This window comes from Terrabacter carboxydivorans (assembly GCF_039532035.1).
Lineage (GTDB): Bacteria > Actinomycetota > Actinomycetes > Actinomycetales > Dermatophilaceae > Terrabacter > Terrabacter carboxydivorans.
Window position 1 is genome coordinate 93,612 of the sequence record NZ_BAAARE010000008.1, and the last position, 18,099, is coordinate 111,710.

Annotated in this window: 12 protein-coding genes; 1 reads left to right on the forward strand and 11 read right to left on the reverse strand. The window is 68.9% G+C overall.

Going from position 1 to position 18,099, the window contains the following annotated elements; genetic code table 11:
* Window positions 1-78 precede the first annotated feature (78 nt).
* The 7 genes from tuf to rpoB form a co-directional block, all read right to left on the reverse strand.
* Window positions 79-1,275 carry an elongation factor Tu gene (tuf, locus tag ABD297_RS10235; RefSeq protein ID WP_020143252.1) on the reverse strand — a complete coding sequence of 399 codons (1,197 nt, stop codon included), beginning with the start codon at window positions 1,273-1,275 and terminating at the stop codon, window positions 79-81.
* Window positions 1,276-1,378: 103 nt separating this feature from the next.
* Entirely contained in the window at window positions 1,379-3,496 is a 2,118-nt protein-coding gene (gene fusA, locus ABD297_RS10240) for an elongation factor G (protein ID WP_344254831.1), read from the reverse strand.
* Window positions 3,497-3,628: 132 nt separating this feature from the next.
* Entirely contained in the window at window positions 3,629-4,099 is a 471-nt protein-coding gene (rpsG, locus tag ABD297_RS10245; protein WP_344254832.1) for a 30S ribosomal protein S7, read from the reverse strand.
* A complete protein-coding gene (gene rpsL, locus ABD297_RS10250; RefSeq protein WP_141823424.1) occupies window positions 4,099-4,473 on the reverse strand; it encodes a 30S ribosomal protein S12 in 375 nt (124 codons plus the stop codon). The genes rpsG and rpsL overlap by 1 nt, the downstream gene beginning before the upstream one ends.
* Before the next feature lie 406 nt (window positions 4,474-4,879).
* Window positions 4,880-5,497 carry a hypothetical protein gene (locus tag ABD297_RS10255; RefSeq protein ID WP_344254833.1) on the reverse strand — a complete coding sequence of 206 codons (618 nt, stop codon included), beginning with the start codon at window positions 5,495-5,497 and terminating at the stop codon, window positions 4,880-4,882.
* Between the two features lie 189 nt (window positions 5,498-5,686).
* Entirely contained in the window at window positions 5,687-9,583 is a 3,897-nt protein-coding gene (locus ABD297_RS10260; protein ID WP_344254834.1) for a DNA-directed RNA polymerase subunit beta', read from the reverse strand.
* Window positions 9,584-9,704: 121 nt separating this feature from the next.
* Entirely contained in the window at window positions 9,705-13,187 is a 3,483-nt protein-coding gene (gene rpoB / locus ABD297_RS10265; protein WP_425581156.1) for a DNA-directed RNA polymerase subunit beta, read from the reverse strand.
* Window positions 13,188-13,684: 497 nt separating this feature from the next.
* Between rpoB and ABD297_RS10270 the strand changes: the two genes are divergently transcribed.
* Window positions 13,685-14,275, forward strand: a complete 591-nt coding sequence (locus ABD297_RS10270; protein ID WP_344254836.1) for a DUF4282 domain-containing protein — start codon at window positions 13,685-13,687, stop codon at window positions 14,273-14,275.
* A 107-nt stretch (window positions 14,276-14,382) separates the two neighbouring features.
* Here the strand turns inward: ABD297_RS10270 and ABD297_RS10275 are convergent, their stop codons facing one another.
* The 4 genes from ABD297_RS10275 to ABD297_RS10290 all read right to left on the reverse strand — a co-directional run bounded on the left by ABD297_RS10275 (window position 14,383) and on the right by ABD297_RS10290 (window position 18,075).
* Window positions 14,383-15,393 (reverse strand): agmatine deiminase family protein, encoded by a 1,011-nt coding sequence (locus ABD297_RS10275; protein WP_344254955.1) that lies wholly within the window; start codon window positions 15,391-15,393, stop codon window positions 14,383-14,385.
* Window positions 15,394-15,449: 56 nt separating this feature from the next.
* Window positions 15,450-16,412 carry a nitrilase-related carbon-nitrogen hydrolase gene (locus ABD297_RS10280; protein WP_344254837.1) on the reverse strand — a complete coding sequence of 321 codons (963 nt, stop codon included), beginning with the start codon at window positions 16,410-16,412 and terminating at the stop codon, window positions 15,450-15,452.
* Between the two features lie 135 nt (window positions 16,413-16,547).
* Window positions 16,548-17,453, reverse strand: a complete 906-nt coding sequence (locus tag ABD297_RS10285) for a hypothetical protein (protein WP_344254838.1) — start codon at window positions 17,451-17,453, stop codon at window positions 16,548-16,550.
* A complete protein-coding gene (locus ABD297_RS10290) occupies window positions 17,437-18,075 on the reverse strand; it encodes a hypothetical protein (RefSeq protein WP_344254839.1) in 639 nt (212 codons plus the stop codon). Before ABD297_RS10290 ends, ABD297_RS10285 begins: the two co-directional genes overlap by 17 nt.
* Window positions 18,076-18,099 lie beyond the last annotated feature (24 nt).

The following is an 18,099-nucleotide window of genomic DNA, read 5'->3' on the forward strand; positions in this document are numbered from 1 at the left end:
GGGTACGCGGAAGGGCCCGCCCCGCCGAAGCGGAACGGGCCCTACCGGAACTGCTGGTGAAGCTGGTGAAGCGTCAGATCACTTGATGATCTTGGTGACGCGACCGGCGCCGACCGTGCGGCCACCCTCACGGATGGCGAACTTGAGGCCGTCCTCCATGGCGATCGGCTGGATGAGCTCGACCGTCATGTCGGTGTTGTCGCCGGGCATGACCATCTCGGTGCCCTCGGGCAGGTGCACGACACCCGTCACGTCCGTCGTACGGAAGTAGAACTGGGGACGGTAGTTGTCGTAGAACGGCGTGTGACGGCCGCCCTCGTCCTTGGACAGGATGTAGACCTGAGCCTCGAAGTCCGTGTGCGGGGTGATCGAGCCCGGCTTGCAGATGACCTGCCCGCGCTCGACGTCCTCGCGCTTGGTGCCACGAAGGAGCAGACCGACGTTCTCGCCGGCGCGACCCTCGTCGAGCAGCTTGCGGAACATCTCGACGCCCGTGACGGTCGTCTTGGCCGGCGGACCGGTGTGGATGCCGACGATCTCGATCTCCTCGTTGACCTTGAGGATGCCGCGCTCGATACGACCGGTGACGACGGTGCCACGACCGGTGATCGTGAAGACGTCCTCGACGGGCATGAGGAACGGCTTGTCGACGTCGCGCTCGGGCTCCGGGATGGAGTTGTCGACGGCGTCCATGAGGTCGAGGACCGACTGGCCCCACTTCTCGTCACCCTCGAGCGCCTTGAGCGCCGAGACCTGCACGACGGGAAGGTCGTCGCCCGGGAACTCGTACTGCGACAGGAGCTCACGGACCTCCATCTCGACGAGCTCGAGGATCTCCTCGTCGTCGACCATGTCGGCCTTGTTGAGCGCCACGACGATGTAGGGGACGCCGACCTGGCGGGCCAGGAGGACGTGCTCCTTCGTCTGCGGCATGGGGCCGTCGGTGGCGGCGACCACCAGGATCGCGCCGTCCATCTGAGCCGCACCCGTGATCATGTTCTTCACGTAGTCAGCGTGGCCCGGGCAGTCGACGTGGGCGTAGTGACGACCCTCCGTCTGGTACTCGATGTGCGCGATCGAGATCGTGATACCGCGCTGGCGCTCCTCGGGAGCCTTGTCGATGTCCTCGAACGCGAACTGGGGGTTCAGGTCGGGGTACTTGTCGTGCAGAACCTTGGAAATCGCAGCCGTCAGCGTCGTCTTGCCGTGGTCGATGTGACCGATGGTGCCGATGTTGACGTGCGGCTTGGTCCGCTCGAACTTTGCCTTCGCCACTGTGGTCCTCCTCAGGACTTTCTTGTGTTACGCCGTACGACCAGGGCAGGACGTGGCGCGATGGGGTGGTTTCCGATGGAAGAGACTACGGGATGTCCCGCAGTCACTCCCCGCGGGTCTTCTTGATGATCTCCTCGGCAACGGCCTTGGGGACCTCTGCGTAGGAGTCGAACTCCATGGAGAAGCTCGCGCGACCCTGCGTCTTGGAGCGCAGGTCGCCGACGTAGCCGAACATCTCGGACAGCGGGACGAGGCCCTTGACGACCTTGGCGCCGCTGATGTCCTCCATGCCCTGGATCTGGCCACGGCGGGAGTTGATGTCACCGATCACGTCGCCCATGTAGTCCTCGGGCGTACGGACCTCGACGGCCATCATCGGCTCGAGCAGGACCGGGTCCGCCTTGCGGATGGCCTCCTTGAGGACCATCGAGCCGGCGATCTTGAACGCCATCTCCGAGGAGTCGACGTCGTGGTAGGCACCGTCGTTGAGCGTCGCCTTGATGCCCACGAGCGGGTAGCCGGCGAGCACGCCGTACTGCATGGCGTCCTGGATGCCGGCGTCGACCGACGGGATGTACTCGCGCGGCACGCGGCCACCGGTGACGGCGTTGACGAACTCGTACATCGAGCCGTCCTCGGTCTCACCCAGCGGCTCGAAGCTGACCTGGACCTTGGCGAACTGGCCCGAGCCACCGGTCTGCTTCTTGTGCGTGTAGTCGTACTTGAGGACGGGACGACGGATCGTCTCGCGGTAGGCCACCTGCGGCTTGCCGACGTTGGCCTCGACCTTGAACTCGCGCTTCATGCGGTCGACCAGGATGTCGAGGTGCAGCTCGCCCATGCCGGCGATGATCGTCTGGCCGGTGTCCTCGTCGTGGTGGACCTGGAAGGTCGGGTCCTCGGCCGAGAGCTTCTGGATGGCCGTGCCGAGCTTCTCCTGGTCACCCTTGGTCTTGGGCTCGATGGCGACCTGGATCACCGGGTCGGGGAAGGTCATCGACTCGAGCACGATCTGCTCGTTGAGGTCCGACAGCGTGTCGCCGGTCGTCGTGTCCTTCAGGCCGATGGCCGCGTAGATGTGGCCGGCCATGGCCTCCTCGACGGGGTTCTCCTTGTTGGCGTGCATCTGGAAGAGCTTCCCGATGCGCTCCTTGCGGCCCTTGGTCGAGTTGATGACGCTCGTGCCCGAGCTGATGTGGCCCGAGTAGACGCGGATGAAGGTCAGCGTGCCGAAGAACGGGTGCGTGGCGACCTTGAAGGCGAGGGCCGAGAACGGCTCGTCCTTGCTCGGCGCACGCGTGAGCTCGACGCTCTCGTCGCCCGGCTTGTGACCGATCATCGGGGGGACGTCGAGCGGCGACGGGAGGTAGTCCACGACGGCGTCGAGCATCGGCTGCACTCCGCGGTTCTTGAACGCCGAGCCGCAGAAGACCGGGTAGAGCTCGGAGTTGACCGTGAGCTTGCGGATGCCGCCCTTGATCTCCTCCGGGGTCAGCTCCTCGCCACCGAGGTACTTCTCCATGAGGGCGTCGTCGGACTCGGCGACGCGCTCGACGAGGGCCATGCGGTACTCCTCGGCCTTGGCCTGGAGGTCCGCGGGGATCTCGGCGATCTCGTACTTGGCGCCCATGGTCACGTCGCCCTTGGCGTCGCCGGGCCACACGAGGGCACGCATGTAGACGAGGTCGATGACACCGAGGAAGTCGTTCTCGGCACCGATCGGGAGCTGCATGACGAGGGGCTCCGCACCGAGGCGGTCCTTGATCGTCTGCACGGTGAAGTAGAAGTCCGCGCCGAGCTTGTCCATCTTGTTGACGAAGCAGATGCGGGGCACGTCGTACTTGTCGGCCTGGCGCCACACCGTCTCGGACTGGGGCTCGACGCCCTCCTTGCCGTCGAACACCGCGACGGCACCGTCGAGGACGCGCAGCGAGCGCTCCACCTCGACCGTGAAGTCGACGTGCCCGGGGGTGTCGATGATGTTGACCTGGGTGCCTTCCCAGAAGGAGGTCACGGCGGCAGACGTGATCGTGATGCCGCGCTCCTTCTCCTGCTCCATCCAGTCGGTCGTCGACGCACCGTCGTGGGTCTCACCGATCTTGTGGTTGACACCGGTGTAGAAGAGGATGCGCTCCGTCACCGTGGTCTTGCCAGCGTCGATGTGCGCCATGATGCCGATGTTGCGGACCTTCTTGAGGTCCGTCAGGACGTCGAGTGCCACGTCAGGTTTCTCGTCTCATTCGTCGTGTAGTGAAATCTAGGGGCGCCGGGGGCCACGTCTCGTGACGGGCGGGCGCGTGCCCGGCGGTATGCCGTGGAGCGAGCTCCCCGGCATACCGACCGGACCGCTGGGTCACCAGCGGTAGTGCGCGAAGGCCTTGTTGGACTCGGCCATCTTGTGCGTGTCCTCGCGGCGCTTGACAGCGGCACCGAGGCCGTTGCTCGCGTCGAGGATCTCGTTCATGAGGCGCTCGGTCATCGTCTTCTCGCGACGCTGCCGCGAGTAGCCGACGAGCCAGCGCAGGGCGAGCGTGGTCGAGCGGTTGGGCTTGACCTCGATCGGCACCTGGTAGGTCGCGCCACCGACGCGACGGCTCTTGACCTCCATGGCCGGCTTGACGTTGTCGAGCGCACGCTTGAGCGTGGCGACGGGGTCGGTGCCGGTCTTGCCGCGGACGCCCTCGAGGGCGCCGTAGACGATCGTCTCGGCGATGGACTTCTTGCCGTCGAGGAGGATCTTGTTGACGAGCTGCGTGACGAGCGGGCTGGCGTAGACCGGGTCGACGACGAGCGGGCGCTTCGGAGCGGGTCCCTTACGAGGCATCAGCTCTTCTCCTTCTTCGCGCCGTAACGGCTACGAGCCTGCTTGCGGTTCTTGACACCCTGGGTGTCGAGCGTGCCGCGGACGATCTTGTAACGCACACCCGGGAGGTCCTTCACACGACCACCGCGCACGAGCACGATCGAGTGCTCCTGCAGGTTGTGGCCGACGCCGGGGATGTAGGCCGTGACCTCGATGCCGCTGGAGAGGCGCACGCGGGCGACCTTGCGCAGGGCAGAGTTCGGCTTCTTGGGGGTGGTGGTGTACACGCGGGTGCACACACCGCGGCGCTGGGGCGAACCCTTGAGCGCCGGGGTCTTGGCCTTCGTGGCCTTGTCCTGGCGGCCCTTACGGACCAGCTGGTTGATGGTAGGCAACCTGGTTACTCCATAACGTTGCTCGTTGTCAGTCGTCCGGAAGGACGACTCCTTGGCTGTTCGGCACCTCGACCCCCGAGGTCGGGCGTGTCGGTACCGGTACTCCCCCCTGCACTCCCCCGCTTCACGACGCCCGGACGGCGGTCGGTCAGCAGGATTGCCCGGCGGAAGGTGTGCTCTGGACCGCAGTGATGTCACGTCCGCGAGGAGCGGGCGGACAGGGCACCGGGGCCGTCATCGCGCATGCCTGAATGCGTGCCTCAGACACAGTGTTCAAGCGTACCGGGGCGCGGCACGCCGACCAAATCGGTGAGACCGGCCCTGACCGGCCGGATGGGGTATGCCGTCCCGCGCGCTCAGGCACGGACGGGACGCGTGCGCCTGGCGGGGAGCGCCGGGCGTCCGGTCACCCGAGACGCCAGTCGCCGGCATACATGTGCAGGACGGGCACGCCGAGGGCCTCGCGGGCCCGGGAGGCCCAGTCGGTGTGGAAGGTGTCCTCGACGGCGTGGGGCTCGGTGACGACGACGACCTCCTGGGCCCCGAGCCGCGCGACCTCCTCGACGAGCGTCGGCATCGGGTCGTCGGCCGTGATCTCGCCGGTGGCCACGACGGAGTGGCTCTCGAACTCGGCGAGGGTGCGCGACAGGGCCGTGTCGGCGTCGGCGTGCGCCTCGCTCCGGTCGACGGGGCGCAGCGACTCGAGCGCCTCGCGCATCTCGAAGAGGCTGAGGTGGTTGAGGAAGGAGCTGAGCAGGTTGCGGTCCGTGTCCGCCGGCACGAGCACGCGGTAGGTGGGCGACTCCTCCTCGTGGAGCGCGACGATCTTGTCGACGTCGACCGGCTTGAGCGCCTCCTCCGTGAGCACGATGATCGCGGGCGTGGGGCCGCCGTCGGCGGGGTCCGCGCCGTCGGCCGCGGCAGGCCGGACCGGCGCGGCGGACTCGCCAGCAGCGGTGGGGGCGGGGGCGGCGAGCTCGTCGGGCTCTGGCGCGTTCGGCACGGCGGCCGTGGGCTCGGTCATGCGACCACCCTACCGAGGGCCGGAGACGTCATCGCACGGCCTCGAACGTCCTCCGGCGTACTGGCCGGCCCGGCTCCCCTGCCGGAACGCCGCTGGGCCGGCTCCCCTGTCGGGAAGCCGGCCCAGCGGCATACGTGATGCACGAGAGGTGGTCACCGGCCGCCGCTCACGCGGCGGCCGGTGATCCGGTCAGAACTGGTCGAGACCGAGGGCCTCGTCGTCCAGACGGATGGCCTCGCCCGTGCCCGAACCGAAGCCTGCGTAGTCGTAGGCGTCGTAGCTCGGCAGGGAGTACATCGCGGCCTTGGCCTCCTCGGTGGGCTCGACCTTGACGTTCCGGTAGCGGGGCAGGCCCGTGCCGGCAGGGATGAGCTTTCCGAGGATGACGTTCTCCTTGAGGCCGAGCAGCGGGTCGGACTTGGCCTCCATGGCGGCCTGCGTGAGCACGCGGGTCGTCTCCTGGAAGGACGCGGCCGACAGCCACGACTCCGTCGCGAGCGAGGCCTTGGTGATGCCCATGAGCTCGGGACGACCGGCGGCCGGACGGCCACCCTCGGCCATGACGCGACGGTTCTCGTCCTCGAAGCGACCACGCTCGGCGAGCTCGCCGGGCAGCAGGTCGGCGTCGCCGGCCTCGATGATCGTCACGCGACGCAGCATCTGGCGCACGATGACCTCGATGTGCTTGTCGTGGATCGACACACCCTGCTGGCGGTACACGCGCTGGACCTCGTCCACCAGGTGCTTCTGCGCAGCGCGCGGGCCGAGGATGCGAAGGACCTGCTTGGGGTCGATCGCGCCCTGGACCAGCTTGGTGCCGACCTCGACGTGGTCGCCGTCGGCGACGACGAGGCGCGAGCGCTTGCTCACCGGGTAGGCGTGCTGCTCGGAGCCGTCGTCCGGCGTGAGCAGGATGCGACGCGCCTTGTCGGTGTCCTCGATCTCGACGCGGCCGGTGGCCTCGGCGATCGGGGCGACACCCTTGGGGGTGCGCGCCTCGAACAGCTCGACGACACGCGGCAGACCCTGGGTGATGTCGTCGGCCGCAGCCGCACCACCGGTGTGGAAGGTACGCATCGTCAGCTGCGTGCCGGGCTCACCGATCGACTGGGCCGCGATGATGCCGACGGCCTCGCCGATGTCGACGAGCTTGCCCGTCGCGAGCGAACGGCCGTAGCAGGCGGCACAGGTGCCGACCTTGCTGTCGCAGGTGAGGACCGAACGGATCCGCACCTCGTCGACACCGGCCGCGTAGAGCGCGTCGATGACGACGTCACCGAGGTCGATGCCGGCGACGGCGAGGGTCTCGCCGTCGACGACGACGTCCTCGGCCAGCGTGCGGGCGTAGACCGAGGCCTCGACGACCTCGCTCGGCGCACGCGTGCCCGTGGTCTCGTTGACCTGGGCGATCGGCAGCTTGAGGCCACGCTCGGTGCCGCAGTCGTCCTCACGGATGATGACGTCCTGCGACACGTCGACGAGACGACGCGTCAGGTAGCCCGAGTCGGCGGTACGCAGAGCCGTGTCGGCCAGACCCTTACGGGCACCGTGCGTCGAGATGAAGAACTCGAGCACCGTGAGGCCCTCACGGAAGTTCGCCTTGATCGGGCGCGGGATGATCTCGCCCTTCGGGTTGGCCATGAGGCCTCGCATGCCGGCGATCTGACGGATCTGGAACCAGTTACCACCAGCGCCCGAGGACACCATCCGGTAGATGGGGTTCGTGCGCGGGAAGTTGGTCTCCATCTCCTTGGCGACCTGGTTGGACGCCTGGGTCCAGATCTCGACGAGCTCCTGGCGACGCTCGTCGTCGGTGATCAGACCGCGCTCGTACTGCGTCTGGACCTTGGCGGCCTTGGTCTCGTAGCCCTCGAGGATGTTCGTCTTGTTGTCCGGCGTCGTGACGTCGGAGATCGCGACGGTGCAGCCCGAGCGGGTCGACCAGTGGAAACCGGCCTCCTTCAGGGCGTCGAGGGACGCGGCGACCTGGACCTTGGAGTAGCGCTCCGCGAGGTCGTTGACGATCGCCGAGAGACGCTTGCGGTCGACCGGGCGGTTCTCGAACGGGTAGTCGAGCGGCAGCGTGTCGTTGAAGATGGCGCGGCCGAGCGTCGTCTCGAGCGTGATGCTCGGGACGATGCCGTCCTCGCCGGCCTCGACACCCTCGGGCAGCTCGAAGCCGGCCGGGGGCACCGCGTCCGTCAGGCGCAGCTTGATCGCCGAGCCGAGCAGGATCTCGCCACGGTCGAAGGCCATGCGGGCCTCGGACGGGGACGAGAACGCACGACCCGCACCCGGGCCGCCGCCGTCGAGGGCGTCGGTCAGGTGGTAGATGCCGGTGATCATGTCCTGGGTGGGCATGGTCACGGGGCGACCGTCGGCCGGCTTCAGGATGTTGTTGCTCGACAGCATGAGGATGCGGGCCTCGGCCTGCGCCTCTGCCGACAGCGGCACGTGGACGGCCATCTGGTCACCGTCGAAGTCGGCGTTGAAGGCCGAGCAGACGAGCGGGTGGATCTGGATGGCCTTGCCCTCGACGAGCTGCGGCTCGAACGCCTGGATGCCGAGTCGGTGCAGCGTGGGTGCGCGGTTGAGCAGCACGGGGTGCTCGGTGATGACCTCTTCGAGGACGTCCCACACGACCGGACGGGCACGCTCGACCATGCGCTTGGCCGACTTGATGTTCTGCGCGTGGTCGAGGTCGACCAGGCGCTTCATCACGAACGGCTTGAAGAGCTCGAGCGCCATCTGCTTGGGCAGACCGCACTGGTGCAGCTTCAGCTGCGGGCCGACGACGATGACCGAACGGCCGGAGTAGTCGACGCGCTTGCCGAGCAGGTTCTGGCGGAAACGACCCTGCTTGCCCTTGAGCATGTCGGACAGCGACTTGAGCGGACGGTTGCCGGGGCCCGTGACCGGGCGACCACGACGGCCGTTGTCGAAGAGGCTGTCGACGGCCTCCTGGAGCATGCGCTTCTCGTTGTTGACGATGATCTCGGGGGCACCGAGGTCGAGCAGGCGCTTCAGGCGGTTGTTGCGGTTGATGACGCGACGGTAGAGGTCGTTGAGGTCCGACGTCGCGAAACGGCCACCGTCGAGCTGCACCATCGGGCGCAGGTCCGGCGGGATGACCGGGATCGCGTCGAGGACCATGCCCGACGGGTGGTTCGTCGTCATCTGGAAGGCGTTGACGACCTTGAGGCGCTTGATGGCGCGGGTCTTCTTCTGGCCCTTGCCGGTGGCGATGATCTCCTGGAGGAGGTCCGCCTCGGCGTCGAGGTCGAAGGACTCGAGGCGCTTCTGGATCGCCGCGGCGCCCATGCCACCCTCGAAGTACAGACCGAAGCGGTCACGCATCTCGCGGTAGAGGATCTCGTCGCCCTCGAGGTCCTGGACCTTGAGGTTCTTGAAGCGGTCCCAGACCTGCTCGAGGCGCTCGACCTGCTGGTCGGCACGCTTGCGGATGTTGTTCATCTCGCGCTCGGCCTGGTCGCGGACCTTGCGCTTCGCGTCGGCCTTGGCACCCTCGGCCTCGAGCTCGGCGACGTTGCGCTCGAGCAGCTGCGCGCGGGACTCGACGTCCGCGTCGCGGCGGTTCTCGATCTCCTTCTTCTCGACCTGGATCTGCGCCTCGAGCGAGGGCAGGTCGGCGTGACGCTGGTCCTCGTCGACGGAGGTGATCATGTAGGCCGCGAAGTAGATGACCTTCTCGAGGTCCTTCGGGGCGAGGTCGAGCAGGTAGCCGAGGCGGCTCGGGACACCCTTGAAGTACCAGATGTGGGTGACGGGGGCGGCGAGCTCGATGTGGCCCATCCGCTCACGACGCACCTTGGCGCGGGTGACCTCGACGCCACAGCGCTCACAGATGATGCCCTTGAAGCGGACGCGCTTGTACTTGCCGCAGTTGCACTCCCAGTCCCGGGTCGGGCCGAAGATGCGCTCGCAGAACAGGCCCTCCTTCTCGGGCTTGAGCGTGCGGTAGTTGATGGTCTCGGGCTTCTTGACCTCGCCGTGGCTCCACTGGCGGATGGACTCCGCAGTGGCAAGGCCGATGCGCAGCTCGTCGAAGAAGTTGACGTCGAGCACGTGGTTCCTTCTCTCGTAACTCTCGTTAAGTCTTTGGTCTGAGGGGGATTCGTTGACGAGGGGGCGTATGCCGCTGAGCGGGCCCAGCGGCATACGCACCGCTTGTCGTTAGGGGGCCTTCTCAGACCTCTTCGACGCTGGACGGCTCACGCCGGCTCAGGTCGATGCCGAGCTCCTCCGCTGCGCGGAAGACCTCTTCGTCGGACTCCTTCATCTCGATCGTGGTGCCGTCGCTGCTCAGGACCTCGACGTTGAGACACAGCGACTGCATCTCCTTGAGGAGGACCTTGAACGACTCCGGGATGCCCGAGTCGGGGATGTTCTCGCCCTTGACGATCGCCTCGTAGACCTTCACGCGGCCGGGGACGTCGTCCGACTTGATCGTCAGCAGCTCCTGGAGCGTGTAGGCAGCGCCGTACGCCTCGAGGGCCCAGACCTCCATCTCACCGAAGCGCTGGCCACCGAACTGGGCCTTACCGCCGAGCGGCTGCTGGGTGATCATCGAGTAGGGACCCGTGGAGCGAGCGTGGATCTTGTCGTCGACGAGGTGGTGGAGCTTGAGGATGTACATGTAGCCGACCGCGACGGGCTCCGGGAACGGCTCGCCGGAGCGGCCGTCGAAGAGGCGCGTCTTGCCCGAGGCGTCGATGAGGCGGACCCCGTCGCGCGTCTTGAGCGTCGAGTCGAGCAGACCGGTGACGACGTCCTCGGAGGCACCGTCGAAGACCGGCGTCGCCACGCGCGAGCCCGCGGGGGCCTCGTGCGCGTCGACCGCGATCTCCTTGGCCCACTCCGGGTTGCCCTCGATCTTCCAGCCGCGGCTGGCAGCCCAGCCGAGGTGCAGCTCGAGGATCTGGCCGAGGTTCATTCGACGCGGCACACCGTGCGGGTTGAGCACGACGTCGACCGGCGTGCCGTCCTCGAGGAAGGGCATGTCCTCGACCGGGAGGATCTTGGAGATGACACCCTTGTTGCCGTGGCGGCCGGCGAGCTTGTCACCGTCGGTGATCTTGCGCTTGTTGGCCACGTAGACGCGGACGAGCTGGTTGACGCCCGGCGGCAGGTCGTCGCCGAGGTCGGCGCGGAACTCCTTGACGCCGATGACCGTGCCGGTCTCGCCGTGGGGCACCTTGAGGCTCGTGTCGCGGACCTCGCGGGCCTTCTCACCGAAGATGGCGCGCAGCAGGCGCTCCTCCGGCGTCAGCTCGGTCTCACCCTTGGGCGTGACCTTGCCGACGAGCAGGTCGCCGTCGCGGACCTCGGCGCCGACGCGGATGATGCCGCGCTCGTCGAGGTCGGCCAGGACCTCCTCGGAGACGTTCGGGATGTCCCGGGTGATCTCCTCGGGGCCGAGCTTGGTGTCACGGGCATCGACCTCGTGCTCCTCGATGTGGATCGAGGAGAGGACGTCGTCCTGGACCAGGCGCTGGCTGAGGATGATCGCGTCCTCGTAGTTGTGGCCCTCCCACGACATGAACGCGACGAGCAGGTTGCGCCCGAGCGCCATCTCGCCGCCGTCGGTCGCGGGACCGTCGGCGATGACGCCGCCGGCCTCGAGCCGGTCGCCCTCGTTGACGACGACGACCTGGTTGTAGCTCGTGCCCTGGTTGGAGCGCGCGAACTTGGCGATGCGGTACGTCTGGTACGTGCCGTCGTCGTTGGCGACGGTGACGAGGTCAGCCGACACCTCCTGGACGACACCGGCCTTCTCGGCACGGACGACGTCGCCCGAGTCGAGGGCGGCGCGGAACTCCATGCCGGTGCCGACGATGGGCGCCTCGCTCTTGACGAGCGGGACGGCCTGACGCTGCATGTTGGCGCCCATGAGGGCACGGTTGGCGTCGTCGTGCTCGAGGAAGGGGATCATCGCGGTCGCGGCCGAGACCATCTGGCGCGGCGAGACGTCCATGTAGTCGACCTCGTCGCCGGGGACGAGCTCGACCTCTCCACCCTTGGTGCGCACGAGCACGCGGTCCTCGGTGAAGTTGTTCTGCTTGTCGAGCGGCGCGTTGGCCTGCGCCACGACGTAGCGGTCCTCCTCGTCGGCGGACAGGTAGTCGATCTCGTCGGTGACGTGACCGTCACGCACCTTGCGGTACGGCGTCTCGATGAAGCCGAACGCGTTGATGCGACCGTAGGACGCGAGCGAGCCGATGAGGCCGATGTTCGGGCCTTCCGGGGTCTCGATCGGGCACATGCGGCCGTAGTGCGACGGGTGGACGTCACGGACCTCCATCTGGGCGCGGTCACGGGAGATACCACCCGGGCCGAGCGCGGACAGACGACGCTTGTGCGTCAGGCCCGCGAGCGGGTTGTTCTGGTCCATGAACTGGGAGAGCTGCGACGTGCCGAAGAACTCCTTGATCGAGGCCACCACGGGGCGGATGTTGATCAGGGTCTGCGGCGTGATCGCCTCGACGTCCTGCGTGGTCATGCGCTCGCGGACGACGCGCTCCATGCGGGACAGGCCGGTGCGGACCTGGTTCTGGATGAGCTCGCCGACGGAGCGGAGGCGACGGTTGCCGAAGTGGTCGATGTCGTCGACCTCGACGCGGACGTCGATCTCCTCGCCGTTCTTCGTGCCCTTCATCGAGTCCTGGCCGTCGTGCAGCGTGACGATGAACTTGATCGTCTTGACGATGTCGTCGATCGACAGGGTCGAGTCGTTGATCGAGGCGTCGAGACCGAGCTTCTTGTTGACCTTGTAGCGGCCCACCTTGGCGAGGTCGTAGCGCTTGCCGTTGAAGTAGAGGTTGTCGAGCAGCGTCTGCGCGGCCTCCTTGGTCGGCGGCTCGCCCGGGCGCAGCTTGCGGTAGATGTCGAGCAGCGCGTCGTCCTGGCCCTGGGTGTGGTCCTTCTCCAGGGTGAGGCGCATCGACTCGAACTCGCCGAACTCCTCGAGGATCTGGGCCTCGGTCCAGCCGAGGGCCTTGAGGAGCACCGTGACCGACTGCTTGCGCTTGCGGTCGACGCGGACGCCGACCATGTCGCGCTTGTCGATCTCGAACTCGAGCCAGGCGCCGCGGCTCGGGATGATCTTGGCCGTGTAGATGTCCTTGTCGGACGTCTTGTCGGGCGTGCGCTCGAAGTAGACGCCCGGGCTGCGGACGAGCTGCGAGACGACGACACGCTCGGTGCCGTTGATGATGAAGGTGCCGCGCTCGGTCATGAGCGGGAAGTCACCCATGAAGACCGTCTGGCTCTTGATCTCGCCCGTCTGGGCGTTCATGAACTCGGCGGTGACGAAGAGCGGTGCGTCGTACGTCTGGTCGCGCTCCTTGCACGACTCGATCGTCTTGCGGGTCTCCTCGAAGCGGTGGTCGCGGAACGACAGCGACATGGAGCCGCTGAAGTCCTCGATCGGGGAGATCTCCTCGAAGATCTCCTCGAGCCCGGACCGGTCGGGGACGTCGGTGCGTCCCTCGGCCTTGGCCGCGGCGACGCGAGCCTGCCAGCGCTCGTTGCCGAGCAGCCAGTCGAAGCTCTCCGTCTGAAGCGCCAGGAGGTCGGGGACCTCGAGTGGTTCGCGAATCTTCGCGAAGGACAGACGCCCCGAAGGGGTCTGTGCGGTGGACATGTTCGTCGCAGTACGCGAGGCAGCCAAGGAGGGTCCTTCCACGGGCCTTTTTCGAATCTTCAGATCCGCGTTGCCGCATGGCTCCGCTCGCGGGTCCCGAGGTCAGGCCGGATGCCGGATGGCATGGTGAGTGGCCTGACCGAGGTCGCGAAGGGTGGGCATGGGCAGCGCAAAGGCCTAGCCTACCCACAAAGGGCAGGAGTGTCCAGCCGGGTCAAGGAGCGGAGGTCTCCTGACGAGGCGTGTCCGGGGCGAACCGACCGGACGCCCTCGACGTGACCTGCCACGCCCCCCGGACCGGGAGCTCGCGATGCGAACGCGACGAATATGGCCCTCCGCGGGGCCGACGTCAAGACCCGCTGTCGTCCAGGCGCGTCGCGACACGCCGCGTAGGCGCGCCCGGAACCCCTCTGACCTGCACCGACACCGCGTCAGACTGAGCCGATACCAGGCCCCGAGGACGTCCCCGCCCTAGCATGGAGCACGCCAGAGATTCGTTGACGTCTCCTTCCGAGAGGGAAGCCATGTCCGATCCGAACCCGCCCGAGCAGCCGTCCTTCAACCGTCCCGCCGGCGGTGACCCCACGACGCCGCTGGCGAGCAGCGCGGGCGGTCCGACCGGCCCGAGCTCCCCGCCGCCGCCCGCCGCGCCGGGCAGCATGCCGCCCTCGTCGGCCACCGGCGGTGCCGGCGCTCCCCCGCCACCGCCGGTGGCCCCCGCAGGCACCGGAGGCACGGGCGCCCCGGGAGGTTTCGGCGGCCCCACCGGCCCGACGGGCCCGACCGGCGGTCCCAGCGGGATGTCGAGCATCCCCGACCCGGCCAAGGAGGGCGCGGGCTTCTTCACCGCCCTCTTCGACTTCAGCTTCACCAACTTCGTCACGCCGATCCTCGTGCGCTTCGTCTACCTCCTGGCGACGGTCGCGCTCGTGGCGAGCTGGCTCATCTTCGTCATCATCGGCTTCACCCAGAACTTCGGGACCGGCCTCGCGGCGCTCATCCTCGGTCCGGTCTTCGTCGTCATCTACCTCGCCGTCATCAGGATGACCCTGGAGTTCTACCTCTCGGTCGTGCGCATGAGCGAGGACGTCCACAAGAGGCTGCCGCAGGCCTGACCAACGGCCCGACGGGTCAGCCGGCTGTGCGAGTGGGCACCTTCCCTGCGGGGAGGTGCCCACTCGCACATCGCGCTGCCGGCCCCGGGACCACGGAGGCCGCGACCTCAGAGGGTCGGCTGCTGCTGGGTGATGCAGTGGATGCCTCCACCGCGGTCGAAGAGCGGGCGGGCGTCGACCCCCACCACCTGACGGCCGGGGTAGGCCTCGGCGAGGACCGCGAGGGACGCGTCGTCCTGCTCGTCGCCGAACGTGCACGCGATGACCCCGTCGTTGACGACGAGGTGGTTGATGTAGGACCAGTCCACCGGCCCGTCGGCGTCGGCCAGGGTCCGGGGCGCCGGCACCCCCACGACCTCGAACCGCTCGCCCCGTGCGTCGCGGGCGTCCTCGAGCACCTCGCGCAGCTGCCGCGACACGGCGTGGTCGGGGTGCGAGGGGTCCTGCTGCTCGTGGAGCAGCACGACGCCGGGCCTCGCGATCGTGGCGACGATGTCGACGTGGCCGCGCGTGCCGAACTCGTCGTAGTCGCGGGTGAGGCCCCGCGGGAGCCACACGCACGTCGTCGCGCCGATGGTGCGCGCGAGCTCGTCCTCGACGTCGGCGCGGGTCAGCCCCGGGTTGCGGCCGGGGTCGAGCTGCACCGTCTCGGTGAGCAGCACCGTGCCGAGGCCGTCGACGTGGATGCCGCCTCCCTCGTTGACGAGGGACGAGCCGATGACCTCGGCCCCGGTGAGGCCGCCGACGAAGGCGCCGATGCGCGAGTCGTGCTCCCAGCTGGCCCAGGACTGGGCGCCCCAGCCGTTGAAGACCCAGTCGACGGCGCCCAGACGCGTGCCGTCGGCGGAACGGACGAAGGTCGGACCGATGTCGCGCATCCACGCGTCGTCGAGGGCGGCGGGCACGAGCTCGATCTCCGGGTGCAGGAGCTGCCGGGCCACGGCCAGGTCGTCGGGGACGACGACCATCCGGACCGGCTCGAACCCGGCGACGGCGTTGGCGACGGCTGCCCAGGTGCCCCGGGCCGTGGCCACCTCGTCCGAGGTGGCGCCGAGCGTGTAGCCCTGGCTCGGCCAGGCCATCCACGTGCAGTCGTGGCGGTCGGTCTCCGACGGCATCACCCAGCCGGCCGGCTGGCCGGCGGCGGACTCCCCCGACGCCGGGGCGGGGTCGGTCACTGCTGGACCTCGCGACGGTGGTCGTCGCGCACGGGGGCGGTCAGGGCGGCATACGAGTCGGGACGCCGGGTCGCGAGGAAGGGGAAGAGCTCGAGCCAGTCACGGCGCTGCGCGAGGTCGAGGTCGGCGACGAGGACGGCGGCCTCGTCTCGGGGCGCCTGGACGAGGACGCGACCGTAGGGGTCGGAGATGAAGGAGCTGCCGTAGAAGGTGATGAGCCCCTCGGTGCCGAACCGGTTGGGCACGACCATGAAGAGGCCGTTGGCGATGCCGTTGCCGACGATGACCTGCTGCCAGAGCGGCTGGGTGTCGAAGTCGGGGTGGTCCGGCTCGGAGCCGATGGCGGTCGGGTAGCAGAGCACCTCGGCGCCGCCGAGGGAGTAGAGGCGTGCGACCTCGGGGAACCACTCGTCCCAGCAGGTCGGCAGGCCGAGCCGGAGCGACGGGTCCTCGAGGGCGACGACCGGGTAGGCGTCGTCCGGCGGCCCGGGACGGAAGTACTTGTCCTCGTAGTAGCCGGCGGTGACGGGGATGTGGGTCTTGCGCGTGCGCGCCACGACCTGCCCGTCGGGTGCGACCACGACGGCGGTGTTGAAGCCGAGACCGTCGCCCTGCTCGGCGCGCTCGTAGAGCGAGGCGTGGACGTGGACCCCGAAGTCGCGGGCCGCGGCCCGGGCGAACGTCACCGTGGGCCCGGTCGCGAGGTCCTCTGCCGTCGCGGAGGGCGTGCCCTCGGGCAGCGTGTCGGCCGGGTAGCGGGACAGCGTCAGCTCCGGGAGGAACACGACCTTCGCCCCGGCCTCGGCCGCCGTGCGGATGCCGTCGCGCAGGGTGTCGACGAGCGCGGCCGCGTCCTCGACCCACTCGTGCTGGACGAGGGCGACACGGACGGGCGGCGCCTGCGGCTGGTCGACGCGGGCGAGGGACTCTGGGACGCCATTGGCCTGGATGAGCTTCACAGCGTGAAGTATGCCAACACCCGGGGGCTCGGGGCCGCCGCCGGCCGGTGCCCCCGAGCCCTCGTCGGATCCCGCACGACCCCGACCCGGCGGTGGTCCCGCGGCGCGGGGCGCCGTGGGAGCCGGACGGCCGACTCAGTACGCGGACAGCTCGCTCACGAGCCAGCGGTCGCCGACCTTGCGCATCGTCGCGATGACGCGGTTCTGGTCGATGGCCGGCGTGGGCTGCGCCTTGGTCGTCGTGGCCTGGTTGACGAAGGCCATGACGCGGACCGTCGTGCCGTCGCCACCGTCGCCGTCGGCGTCCATGACCCCGGCGTCGTAGACCTTGGCCTGGACCGTCGCGTCGTTCTTGACCGCCATCGGCTTGATGTCGGTGGCCGCCACCTTGGTGAACTGGTCCTTGAACGGCGAGGTGAGCTCGGGCGTCACCTCCCCGACGTGCTTGTCGAACGTCGAGCCGCTGTAGCTGAGCAGGCTCTCGAGCGTGGTGCGGGCCGAGCCGACCGCGGCGGTGCGGTCGCCGTCGCTGACGGTCGGTCGCAGCGCGTAGACGAGCGAGGCAGCGAGGACCGCGAGGGCCAGGGTGGCCCCGATCGCGGAGGCCCACAGGCCGGCGGACGCACGCGGCGTCCTCGCCTCGCCCGGCTCCTCGGACTGCGCCACGCCCATCGGCTCCTCGGACGCCTCGGACGCCTCGCCGGACCGGGACGCCCCGGGCGCCGTGCGCTGCCCGGGCTCGGCGGTCGCCACGCTCCTCGCGACCGTGCGACGAGCCGCCGGGGTCCGGTCGCTGCGCGGCGTCGAGGACGCCTCGGGGGCGCCCGCCCCGCGGGTGTCGACCTCCGTGTCCGGCGCGACAGTGGTCGCCCGGCCGTCGGTCGGGTCGCCGGCCGCGGCGGGCAGCGGGTCGAGGACGAGCGTGGACGAGGGGGCCTCGGTGGTGCCGGAGGCGCGACGGCGGGCACCGGCCACGCGCTTGCGGGGTCCGGGCGTACCGGCCTGGCCGACGGGGCGGCGGGAGTCAGCTGACGAAGTCAAGGGAGCTCACCTTCCACGCGTCGCCGACCTTCACGAGGTCGAGACGGAGCCGATAGGTCTTCTTCTCGGGCTGCGGGGTCGAGGCGTTCGAGGTCGGGGCCACGACGCCCACGATGACCTTGGCCGAGTCCTCGTCGGCCGAGACGAGCGAGGCCTCGGCCCGCTCCACGGTCGAGACGGTCTTGTTGGCCGTGACGACGGGCTTGAGCTGGGCCAGCGTGGACGCGTACTCCTTCTGGAACGCCCCGGTGGACCCGTCGAGCACCCGCTTGGTGTCGGCATCGAACGACGCGGCGTCCATCGTCACGAAGTTGACGGCGATCTGGCGTCCGGCGGCGAGGGCCGCGGCCCCGTCGTCCGTCTGGCGCTGCTGCTGCCAGGTCGCGCGACCGAGCGTGGCCGAGACGGCGACCGCGGCGAGCAGGAACAGCGCCATCAGGCCCCAGAGCAGCCGGGGGGTGGGGCGCCACGTGCGGACACCCCTAAGGCCCGCACGTGGCGCGTCGTGGGGACCGGAGCCCACGTCGCCAGCGGTGTCCGCGTCGCGGGGGTCCGGTTCGTCGGAGCCGTCGGGCGTGCTCGGGAGCCGCCCGGTCTCCGGGTGGGTGGTGACCATCGTCATCGAGGGGTTTCCTTCCGTCACCGG